This is a genomic window from uncultured Veillonella sp. (assembly GCF_905209685.1).
Lineage (GTDB): Bacteria > Bacillota > Negativicutes > Veillonellales > Veillonellaceae > Veillonella.
In genome coordinates, this window is sequence record NZ_CAJLUB010000048.1 from 1 (window position 1) to 11618 (window position 11618).

The 11618-nt window shown below is 39.9% G+C and carries 12 protein-coding genes; all 12 read right to left on the reverse strand.

Going from position 1 to position 11618, the window contains the following annotated elements; all coding sequences use genetic code 11:
• Positions 1-511: 511 nt before the first annotated feature.
• Complete coding sequence (locus tag QZ055_RS05015; protein WP_295825056.1) at positions 512-1687, reverse strand: MFS transporter; 1176 nt, start codon at positions 1685-1687, stop codon at positions 512-514.
• Between the two features lie 221 nt (positions 1688-1908).
• Positions 1909-2805, reverse strand: coding sequence for a protein translocase subunit SecF (gene secF, locus QZ055_RS05020; RefSeq protein ID WP_005387361.1), 897 nt, complete (start codon positions 2803-2805; stop codon positions 1909-1911).
• Positions 2802-4076, reverse strand: a complete 1275-nt coding sequence (secD, locus tag QZ055_RS05025) for a protein translocase subunit SecD (protein WP_295231649.1) — start codon at positions 4074-4076, stop codon at positions 2802-2804. Before secD ends, secF begins: the two co-directional genes overlap by 4 nt.
• A 21-nt stretch (positions 4077-4097) precedes the next feature.
• Positions 4098-4664, reverse strand: coding sequence for a 5-formyltetrahydrofolate cyclo-ligase (locus QZ055_RS05030; RefSeq protein ID WP_295825058.1), 567 nt, complete (start codon positions 4662-4664; stop codon positions 4098-4100).
• Positions 4664-4954 (reverse strand): preprotein translocase subunit YajC, encoded by a 291-nt coding sequence (gene yajC / locus QZ055_RS05035; RefSeq protein ID WP_005387358.1) that lies wholly within the window; start codon positions 4952-4954, stop codon positions 4664-4666. The genes QZ055_RS05030 and yajC overlap by 1 nt, the downstream gene beginning before the upstream one ends.
• A gap of 77 nt (positions 4955-5031) precedes the next feature.
• Positions 5032-6147, reverse strand: coding sequence for a tRNA guanosine(34) transglycosylase Tgt (gene tgt, locus QZ055_RS05040; protein WP_227720956.1), 1116 nt, complete (start codon positions 6145-6147; stop codon positions 5032-5034).
• Between the two features lie 8 nt (positions 6148-6155).
• Positions 6156-7181, reverse strand: coding sequence for a tRNA preQ1(34) S-adenosylmethionine ribosyltransferase-isomerase QueA (gene queA / locus QZ055_RS05045; protein ID WP_295825061.1), 1026 nt, complete (start codon positions 7179-7181; stop codon positions 6156-6158).
• An 11-nt stretch (positions 7182-7192) separates the two neighbouring features.
• Positions 7193-8782, reverse strand: a complete 1590-nt coding sequence (locus tag QZ055_RS05050; RefSeq protein WP_295825063.1) for a SpoIID/LytB domain-containing protein — start codon at positions 8780-8782, stop codon at positions 7193-7195.
• A 2-nt stretch (positions 8783-8784) separates the two neighbouring features.
• Positions 8785-9789 carry a Holliday junction branch migration DNA helicase RuvB gene (gene ruvB / locus QZ055_RS05055; protein WP_295825065.1) on the reverse strand — a complete coding sequence of 335 codons (1005 nt, stop codon included), beginning with the start codon at positions 9787-9789 and terminating at the stop codon, positions 8785-8787.
• 2 nt (positions 9790-9791) lie between these two features.
• Positions 9792-10400: a Holliday junction branch migration protein RuvA gene (ruvA, locus tag QZ055_RS05060; RefSeq protein ID WP_105090330.1), complete on the reverse strand. Its 609-nt coding sequence runs from the start codon at positions 10398-10400 to the stop codon at positions 9792-9794.
• Complete coding sequence (gene ruvC / locus QZ055_RS05065; protein ID WP_005387349.1) at positions 10400-10894, reverse strand: crossover junction endodeoxyribonuclease RuvC; 495 nt, start codon at positions 10892-10894, stop codon at positions 10400-10402. Before ruvC ends, ruvA begins: the two co-directional genes overlap by 1 nt.
• Before the next feature lie 200 nt (positions 10895-11094).
• A partial coding sequence (locus tag QZ055_RS05070) for a YebC/PmpR family DNA-binding transcriptional regulator (RefSeq protein ID WP_295825071.1) occupies positions 11095-11618 on the reverse strand: 524 nt, incomplete at its 5' end.

Below are 11618 nucleotides of genomic sequence, written 5' to 3' on the forward strand. Positions count from 1 at the left end.
CAATCATATGATTGATTACCTATCATTGTTCAGTTTTCAAAGATCTGTACCAGTTTCCACGACCTCTTTCGAAGTGTTTCATCAACTGGCGACTTGATTATTCTATCAAGTTCAGCTCATTCCGTCAAGCACTTTTTCAAAACTTTTTTAGAAGTTTTTTGCTTGTCGTTTGTGCTGTGTCCTAACGACTTGTATAAGTATAGCATAAATAAAAATATCGTCAACACATAAAGTGGCCATTTTTACAACTTCATTTTATTTTCACTACACATTACAAAAATTACTTCTAATTTCGACAAATTTAAGGATTTAAATTTTATAACACTATTTTCTCTTTTATCTTTATTCATATTATTTTTAAGTACTATCTTATAAACCTATAAGCTTATAACTGTTTGATAAAAGAAAAATCCTTAGAACATACCATAAAATACATTCTAAGGATTGATTATTATATTGTGTCTAATAGTCTAATACGGTTAGTAGCTTTTACTATATCACTATATTTGTTTTACAGTTCTAGAGGCGTATACCTCTTTATCCATATATGATATAAAGCCAACGCTACAATCATTGTCACCGCTGTAAACATATAAAGATACTGATATCCTACAGCACTAGCTAACAGAGCAAGAATGACAGATCCCGCCCCCACACTTATATCTAATGCTAAAAAATATGTTGCTGTCGATACCCCAGCCCGTTCTATTGGTGCTGATTGAATGGCTAACGCTTGAAATGCTGGTTGTGCTGCACCATAACCTAAACCTAACAAAGGGGCCGTTAATATTATGGTTAATGGCGTAGTAGCTATTCCTAACGCTAATAGTCCTAGTATAAAGAGTACTAGGCCTGGGTAGATAATATATTTAGAGCCATACCGAGCATATGCTTTTCCTACTAGAGGTCGACTGATTATGATCATTACAGCAAAGATAGCAAAAAATGCACTGCCCCAAATACCAGACCCCATACTATTTAACTCAATGGGAATAAATACTAACACACCAGAATAGGTAAAGCCAATAAACAGTCCCATTAAAGCCCAAGGCAAACTTCTTTTTTCAATAAATTGAGATATATGCCACCCTTTGTGAGTAGATGGTTTAGGCATTGCTAATTCTTTTGATAAGGGAATACTATTACTCAATACTAGGACTAACCCTGTCATAATAGTTAAGAAAAGATAGAGAGCTATACTACCATATGAAGCAAGTGCATATAAGCCTATTGCAGGCCCCAACACCATTGCCACATTCGAAAAGATAGCAAACATATTGATGCCCTCCCCCTTTCGATTAGGAGGTAACACCAATACCGCCAACGCCGCCATTACAGTTGTGCCTAAAGCAAATACAACACCATGTAGCCCCCGCAATACAAAGATGGCTTCTAAAGAGGTTGTAAAATTAAAGAGCCCCATAATGATGAAAAATAAAGCAGTTGATAGTAGTAATACAACTCGTTTGTTAAAGCCATTAATCAAGCGACCTGCAAAGAGCCTACATAGAATTGTGCCTATTTGAAAATAGGTCATCGCTAATCCCGCATCTAAATCACTTCCACTTAATTCAGAGGTTATAACTATCGGCAAGGCTGCTACGAGAACATATTGTGTCATATATAAAATGCCACTGCTTATACCATAGTTTATAAAAGCAGGGCTCCATAATCGATTTGAATCCATTTATCTATCCCCTTTTCAACATTGTGTTACTTTGCTATTTTACGCCCCATATACAAAGAATTCAATAAGTATAGACCTTACTATATACATATCCTATACATATATGTATGAGTTATCCATGGTAATAATTTATTAGTAGATGATACATAAAAAGAACCTCTCTGAATATAATACAGAGAGGTTCTTATACTTTTACCAATAATAGGTAAAAGCATTATATATTATTGTTGATTGCGGATATCGTTCTTGTTGCGACTCTTCCACATAACCCATAAGGATGTAGCTACACAGATAGAGGAATACGCACCACTAGCAAAACCAATAATCATACAAAGAGCAAAGTTCTTTGTAGTGTCCCCACCGAATAGATAAAGGGATACACAGGCAAACATAACGGTAGCCAATGTATAGAAACTACGGTGAATACTTTGTGTAATAGATGCATTCGCAAGATCTGCAAATGTATCAGAACGTTTATGTGTATGTGTATTTTCGCGAACACGGTCAAAGATAACTACAGATTCATTCATGGAGTAACCTACAACCGTAAGAATAGCCGCCAAGAAAGACGCATCAATTTCTAATTGGAAATAAGAGAATACCCCAAGAACCATAATCAAATCATGGAAAATAGCAACGAGCGCAGAAATAGCAACTTTATATTCAAAGCGATAAGAAATATACAATGCTAATGCCGCAAACGCTATAACAAGATTTAACAACGCATGTTCTGTAACTTCGGAACCAATTACAGCACCTACAGTTTCAATACGTTTAACTGTATTGTTACCAATAGATTTAGTCAAAGATTCAATCACAGCGGCACTTTCACTAGGCTCAAGATTACGTGTACGAATCATTACGTCTTCGCCCGCTGTATCACCAGTAGTATCGCCAGAAAGCTGAATTTGTGCGTTTTCAAGATTATATTCTTTTAGGACGTCACGAACTTGACTAACCTCTACGGGCTGATCAAATACAACTTCAACAATCGTACCACCAGTATAATCAATACCAAAGTTAAAGCCTTTAGTAAAGATGGAAATCAAACTGATAATAACAAGTGTGGAGGAAATAGCAAACCACCAACGATGATGCTTAATTACGTCTAATGTCATTTGCGTTTACCTCCTTTCAAAGATTTTGGTGCAAATGCGTCAGCACTTGTGCTTGGAGAGATATTCGCACCAAACCAGAATGGATGGTTCGTAAAGTTACAATCAATAAGTAAGCGCAATAAGAAATGGCTCACAGTAATCGCTGTGAACATACTTACAACAACACCTACGCCTAAGCTGATAGCGAAACCTTTTACAGGGCCAGAGCCTAAGATTGTCAAGATAGCAGCAGTAATGATAACAGATACGTTCGCATCTGTAATTGTTGCTAAAGCACGACTGAAACCAGCTTCCATGGCTACACGCATGGACTTACCGGAGAACACCTCTTCTTTAAAACGTTCAAAGATAAGAATGTTCGCATCTACAGCAACACCCATGGATAAGATAATACCCGCGATACCTGGCAATGTCATAGTCGCATTAAAGCCTTTACCTAATACGAGCAATAAGAGCATAACATATACAAGTAATGCAATATTAGCTACAATACCAGAAAAACGATATAAAATAACCAAGAAAATCATGATCATTGCAATACCAGCACTGAAGGCTACAACAGATTTATCCTTGGAGTCTTGACCCAAAGAAGGACCAACTGTACGTACTTCCAATACATTAATTTTAACAGGCAATGCACCGGAACGTAATAAAATAGCCAAGTCTTTAGCTTCTTCTAAGCTTTGACTACCAGAGATAGTTGCTTTACCACCTGTAATTGCTTGTTGTACTACAGGATTAGTCAATTCTTTACCATCCAATGTAATGGCAATACGACGACCAATATTTTTAGATGTTAAATCAGCAAATTTCTTAGCCCCTTCATCGCTTAATTCAATAGCAACGAGTGGTTGTTTATTTTGACCTAACTCTTCTTTTGCATCTTTTAAATCATCACCAGTCATAACAGTTTGACCTTGGTCGTTTTTAAATTCCAAGACTGCTGTCTTACCGATACGTTTAATCGCTTCGTCAGGATCTTTTACACCTGGCAATTCGATGATAATACGACGAGCACCTTCACGTTGTACTAATGGTTCAGACAAACCCATTTCATTAATACGACGCTCTAAGATTTGCTTCGCTCGTTCCACTGCATCATTGTCAGCTGCACCAGTCGCAGAGTCCTCTGCTTCTAATACAATGTGCGTACCACCTTGCAAGTCTAGACCTTGTTTCAAAGAGCCTGCTAATGGTTGAATAAAATACGCAAACAATCCAATGATGGCAGCAATGACTACTAAAAACTTGATAATAGCTTTACCGTTCAAAATAGTTGCTCCCTTCTACTACTATACGCAATGTATAACGCCTTGCTCCGTTACAATTTTGCTCATCCGTTGGTCCAGTTCATCCATTGGAATTGGTATATTCCACAATTGTACTGACCAGCATACGCCCATAAATGTACGTGGTGAAAGTTCCTTGAGAAATCGATCATAGTACCCATTCCCCATCCCCATGCGACCGCCTTGACGGTCAAAGCCAGCACCAGGCACTAAAATCAAATCCAAGTCATGTGGATTAATAACCTCGTATGGCTCAGAGGGAATGCGTATATTTAACACACCCCGAGTGATAGATTCTAGAGACTTAAGACGAACGGCAATCATGGTCGTCTTATCTGTACATACTGGAACATATACGGATTTGCCATGTTCTAAAGCATGACGAATAACATCGTCTAAATTGGCCTCCTTGGGCATCGCCAAATAGGCCATAATGCTATTAGCTGATATATACTCAGGACTATTAACAATTTGATCTGTCAAAAGCGTAATCCAAGTATTACAATCAGCAACGGATAAAGCAGCGCGCTGGGCCTTGCACGCCCGGCGCACTGCTTCCTTTGTATTCATTATTTTTCTTCCTTGTTTTTCTTGGAAAGTACGTTAGCAATTGCAGAACGCGCAAATGTTAACTCCACTTTTTCAGATACTTGAACCTTTACTTTTTCATCATCAAGTTCAACGATTTCGCCATAAATACCGCCGATAGTAACGATTTTTTGGCCTTTCTTCAAGCTGCCTAACAAATTAGCGCGCTCTTTTTGTTGTTTCTTTTGTGGACGCCACAATAAGAAATAAAAGATTACGACCATCAACAAAATAGGCCAGCTAGTTTGCAACACTTGTAAAATATCTTCCATTTTATCCTCCTAGTATAATAAATATGTTTTTCTTTTCTAGTATAGCCACCTAATATAGATTTGACTAGACTTAATTACTATTTTTTAAAGCTATCCCAAAATTGCATTCTAAATTGTGGGAACCGATCTTCTAAGATGGCTTGTCTCATTTGACGCATAAACTCAAGCAAGAAGTAAAGATTATGGTATGTTACGAGACGCAATGCCAAAATTTCTTCCGCCTTATACAAGTGACGAATATAAGCACGAGAATAATTTTTACATGTATAACATTGGCAGCCTTCTTCTAACGGACCCCAATCATGAGCAAACTGCGCATTTCGAATATTAAGGCGACCGTTCCAAGTCATGGCCATCCCATTTCGAGCAACTCGTGTAGGATATACGCAGTCGAACATATCAATACCACGTGCTACGCCTTCTACAAGGCAATCCGCCGTACCAACGCCCATTAAATAACGAGCCTTGTTAGTTGGCAATAGTGGCGTAGTATATTCTAAGATTTCATTCATCAAATCATGAGGTTCCCCAACGGATAAGCCACCAATACTATAGCCTTCAAAGTCCATAGCTACCAGCTCTTCCGCACTTTGTTTGCGCAAGTCTTTGTACATACCACCTTGGACAATACCAAACATTCCTTGACAGTCATGGGCTTTACGAGCCTCTTGGCAACGATGAGCCCAACGTGTGGTACGCGCTGTTGAGCGTTTCGCATAATCATGGTCCGCAGGATACGGAATACATTCATCAAAGGCCATCGCAATATCAGAACCTAATTGCTCTTGTACCTTTGTTGCCACCTCTGGAGATAAAAACTGTTTAGACCCATCAATATGAGATCTAAAGGTTACACCCTCCTCAGTAATCTTACGCATATCGCCTAAGCTAAATACTTGGAAGCCACCGCTATCAGTTAAAATAGCTTGATCCCAGTTCATAAATTTATGTAAGCCACCTGCTTCTTCTACGAGTTCAGGACCAGGACGAAGGAATAAATGGTACGTGTTGCTCAAGATGACTTGAGATCCCATCGCCTTTAATTCCTCAGGCGTCATAGTTTTAACTGTAGCTTGTGTACCTACAGGCATAAACATAGGCGTTTGGAAGGTACCATGTGGCGTATGCAATAAACCAGCACGAGCCCCCGTATGAGGACATGTCTTTTGTAATTCATAGGTAATACTTGGCATAGTCCCTCCTAACGAATAAACATAGCGTCGCCAAAGCTAAAGAAGCGATAACGTTCTCGAACAGCTTCTTCGTAGGCCGCTAAACAATGTTCACGACCGGCTAATGCACTAATTAACATTAACAATGTAGATTGAGGCAAATGGAAATTCGTTACCAATGCATCAATCATCTTAAATTTATAACCAGGATAGATAAAGATTTGAGTCCATCCACTAATACCTTGTAGTATACCGTCATCATTAGTAGCAGACTCAAGGGTACGCACAGAAGTAGTACCTACCGCAATAATACGGCGTCCGTTTCTTTTAGCCGCATTAATACGATCAGCTGTATCTTGAGAAACGACGAAAAACTCACTATGCATTTCATGGTCCTCAATTGTCTCTGCTGATACAGGTCTAAATGTTCCAAGGCCAACATGCAATGTAACAAATTCTAACTCTACACCTTTCGCTTTTATCTTTTCTAATAGTTCAGGTGTAAAGTGAAGCCCTGCTGTTGGAGCTGCAGCTGAACCTTTCTCCTTAGCATAAACGGTTTGATAACGATCTTTATCTTCTAGCTTCTCATGAATATATGGAGGTAATGGCATTTCACCGATTTCTTGTATCACATCATCAAATACACCATCGCAAGTGAATTCAATGATACGACCTCCAAACTCAGTTTTATCTATAACGGTCCCACTTAATCGGTCATCAAATTCGATAACTTGACCAATAGGACATTTTTTACCAGGTTTAACAAGGCATTCCCAGCGATTTTCACCACATGGTGTGAGGAGCAATACCTCAACCTTGCCACCAGAGCCTTGACGTTGGCCATATAATCTCGCAGGAATAACCTTTGTATTATTAAATACAAGTACATCCCCTTCGTGAAGTTCATCTAGCAAATCGTAAAAATGCTCTTTATGCGCAACCTCACCTGTAACCTTGTCTAAGGTCAACAGTCTCGCTGTATCACGAGGCTCTACAGGATGTTGAGCAATTAGTTCCTCTGGTAATTCATAATCAAAATCTGTAACTTTCATCGCAATCCTTATTAGTACATTTTCTTTAATGTAATGCCACTATAGTAGTGACGCAAAATAGTTTGGTAATAATTTGTATCCCCTGGTGTCGCACGCTTAGCCATTTCTGCAGCGCCCCATTGAGACATACCAAGACCATGTCCCCAACCGTGGCCTTTAATATAGACAGTATCATTGCTACCAGTAAAATTATGATACGCCTTACCCGTACCTTTAGCTGGGTTATAATTTACATAAAAATCAAATAGTGTTGATTTCAAGCCTAAAATACTGCGTAAAGAATCTCCATCAATAGTCGTTTTGCCAGAGGTACCTATGAAAGTAGCACTCTTAATTCGGCCAGATACACCGCGGTCAGATGTTTGTTGACCTGGCTTGCCAAGAGGTGTCAATTGAATGCTCTTCAATTTACCAACCCCTTTACTAGCTGCGTTAAGCTTACTTTCAAGGGCCTGACGAGAAGTAGTCACTGTCCAGTTCGATGTAGATGTGCCAGTACTAAAATCCTTTACACCTTTCAAATACGGTACATCGCTACCCCAAACATTGACGCTATCTTCAGTATAACCGCCACCATCAGAATGGAATAAAGCATTAATAGGGCGTTGATTATATAACATAACCATACCCTTTGTTTTATTAACTGCATTTGTGGTAGCTTGCGTTTCACCACTAACCCCATTATAGACTTGGTGATCTGTGGACGTACTTACATCATACAGCTTACCTTTATTCTCTTCCATAGTATGAAGAGCATAAGTTCGAGCAGCTACAGCTTGTGCTTCTAGTGCAGCTGCTGGCCAAGATGGAACGACTTCTTGCGGAACTACGCCGTAAAGATAATCTTCAAGAGGTACAGAATTAATGACCATCATCTTTCCATTATTAGCACGTAATGTAAGTCCTCCACGATAGCCTTTGCCTTCAAACAAGAATGATGCATCACTATTGGCTGGTTTTAATGTAACTACCGTATCAATGGCCTTTCCATTGACAGCAATTTTACCACTTCGAATACCAACAGAGGTACCACGGTTTGCACTGATTGTACTAACTTGACCATTAGCACCATTTAATACAACCATATTAGCAGTAGATGTAACTGTAGCATCAGAACTGCGACTACCCAATAACACGCGTACATTTGGTACATTTTCTACACGCTCCGTAGCAGGTGTAACAACAGAACCTACTTTATTACGCGTAATAGCAGCCGTATTAGCTTTAATACTATTGGCATCAGAAGTTTTTACAGCCTTAGATGCAGCTGGTTTTACCGTTGTAGCCTTGGCACTAGTAACTGTAGATTTTGCAACAGGTTTTTGAGCTGTTGCTGCAGCCTTAGTTGCATTTGACTTCGGAGTCACTTTTGCCACAGGCTTTGGAGCCGGTTTAGTTACAAGTGGTCGAAAAGTTGACCGCTTCGTCGTATTTACTTTCGATACATTTGTTGTAGATACTGTTGATTTCGGCGTTGGCTTTTTAGTCACTACTGCACTTTTATGTTGCAATGTAGCCCCTTGTGCAACAGATGCACCGCCAATATTTACACCTAAAAACAAAGTTGCCATTATCATCAATTGTAATCGTTTCGTTTTCATTGTTATTTCCCTGTCTGTGAAATACCTAAATGCTCATAGGCAAGTTTAGTAGCCACCCTCCCACGCGGTGTACGTCCTAAAAATCCTAATTGCATCAAATATGGTTCATACACATCTTCGATGGTATCTCTCTCTTCGCTGATAGCAGCTGCAATAGTATCTATTCCTACCGGACCGCCATCATACTTTTCAATAATACACTCCAACACACGTCGATCGATTCGATCGAGCCCTTCTTTGTCAATATATAAACGCTGTAACGCATCATCTGCAATACTTTGAGTGATAACCCCATCACCTATGACTTGTGCAAAATCACGTACCCGTTTAAGTAGACGATTTGCGATACGCGGCGTTCCCCTTGAACGACGCGCAATTTCACTGGCCCCAGTCGACTCAATACCGATATGGAGTATTTCTGCCGCCCGAGTCACAATAAACTCTAATTCCGGTTGTTTATAATATTCCAACCGGTTAATAATCCCAAAGCGGTCCCGCAATGGTGCCGCCAAAGCCCCAGCTCGTGTGGTAGCACCTACCAAAGTAAACTTTGGCAAATCGATGCGCACCGTTCGAGCACTTGGGCCCTTACCGATGATAATATCGATTGCATAGTCCTCCATAGCAGAGTACAATACTTCCTCTACACTGCGAGACAAGCGATGAATTTCATCGATAAATAATACATCGTGATCATCTAAATTCGTTAAGATCGCAGCCAAGTCGCCTGACTTTTCAATAGCAGGACCAGATGTTATGCGAAAGTTAACACCCAATTCATTCGCAATAATACCTGCTAATGTAGTCTTTCCTAGACCTGGTGGACCATACAGCAATACATGATCTAATGCTTCACCACGCTGCTTTGCAGCCTGAATATAGACATTTAGATTGCCTTTAGCCTCTTCTTGACCAACATATTCGTTAAAGAATTTTGGTCGCAAGCTATATTGCCACATATCTTCTTCGTGCTCGCCATTTCCGACAAGGCGTACTTCTTCGTTCATCCTTATCGTCCTTTCCCAAGCTCAATCAAGCTGACCTTAATCAACTCAGATACATCACGCTTACCATCATCTAAAGACTCTACAATATCAGCCACATCTCGCTCTGAATAGCCTAGCGACACAAGAGCCTCAATGGCCTCACCGGCAGCACCACTAGCAGCAACGCCCATCGGCTGTATGGCTGCTGGTGATTCTGCAGATATATGCGTCATCTTCGCTAACTTATCCTTTAATTCAAGAACAAGTCGCTCTGCAGACTTCTTACCAATGCCCGGCAATTTCGTTAATTGCTGCACTTGGCCATTGATAACAGCTAATTTGAAAGCCTCTGGTGTCATGCCAGACAAGATGCCAAGCCCCACCTTAGGCCCTATACCAGAAACAGAAATGAGTAAAATAAACAACTCATACTCCTCTTCCGTCCAAAAGCCATAGAGTTGCATCGCATCTTCACGTACATTGAGATACGTGAATAGCATCGCCTCATGACCTTCAATCAATTGTTGTCGCGTAGTGGTCGGCACATATACACGATACCCTACGCCATGTACATCTACATAACAAGACTCTTTAAAGAGATGTGTTACGATGCCCCGTACATACCCTATCATTATACCAACCTCTTCAATCTATCATTGTGAGAACTATGAGCCGTACAAATAGCGACAGCCAATGCATCTGCCGTATCATCAGGCTTAATTTTCTCACGAATCCCCAAAATATTCATTGTCATATAAATGACCTGATTCTTATCAGCCTTGCCGTAACCTGTAACGGCTTGCTTGATTTGCAGCGGTGTATATTCATAAATAGGAATACGCTGTTGTTCAGCCGCTAATAAGATAACACCACGTGCTTGACCGACCTTGATGGCCGTCGTTACATTGCGGTTGAAGAATAATTCTTCTACCCCGAACTTATCAGGCTTGAATTCCTCTAGAATATCACTTAGGTCATTAAATAAAATTTCCAACCGCTGTGAATCTGTTAATTCCTTAGGAGTTGTAATAGCCCCATAGGCTACAGGTGTTAATTTGCTCCCCTTCACGTCAATAATGCCATAACCGCATATAGCCGTGCCTGGGTCAATACCTATAATTCGCACCTTAACCCCCTTAGTTTAAAAATGAGATAAGCTGTCGCCTACCTCCATTACATAATCTATTTTATTATAGCACAATACCACATCGAAGTTCATGAATTTCCATAGAAAAATTTATAAGAAACTCATTAATTTTCATATTCCCAATGGTTCTCTAAAAAATACATAAAAAAGGAGCACCTTTAAAGTGCTCCTTATCATAATTATTCTTCTTCGTCGTCTGGCAAAATACCATTGTGATATACGTTTTGCACATCATCAAGATCATCCAATACGTCGAGCATTTTTTGCATTTTTACAGCATCATCACCAGTCAACTCAATAGTTGTATCTGGAATCATTGTAATTTTAGCTACTTCTGTTTCAATGCCCGCATCAGCAAGAGCTGCTTCTACAGCATCATAGTCTTCAGGAGTAGTATAAATTTCAAATACATCATCTTCAGACTTAAGATCTTCTGCACCTGCTTCAAGAGCAAGCATAGTCAATTCATCTTCGTCATGACCTTCTTTATCGATAACGAAAACGCCTTTAGATTTGAACATCCAGCCTACGCAACCGCTTTCACCAAGATTACCACCTTGTTTGGAGAAAGCATGACGCACATCAGCAGCCGCACGGTTACGATTATCCGTCATAACTTCTACAGTAACGGCAACACCGGCAGGACCATAACCTTCATATACGATTTCTTCGTATGCGTTCATATCCGTAGCGCCAACGCCCT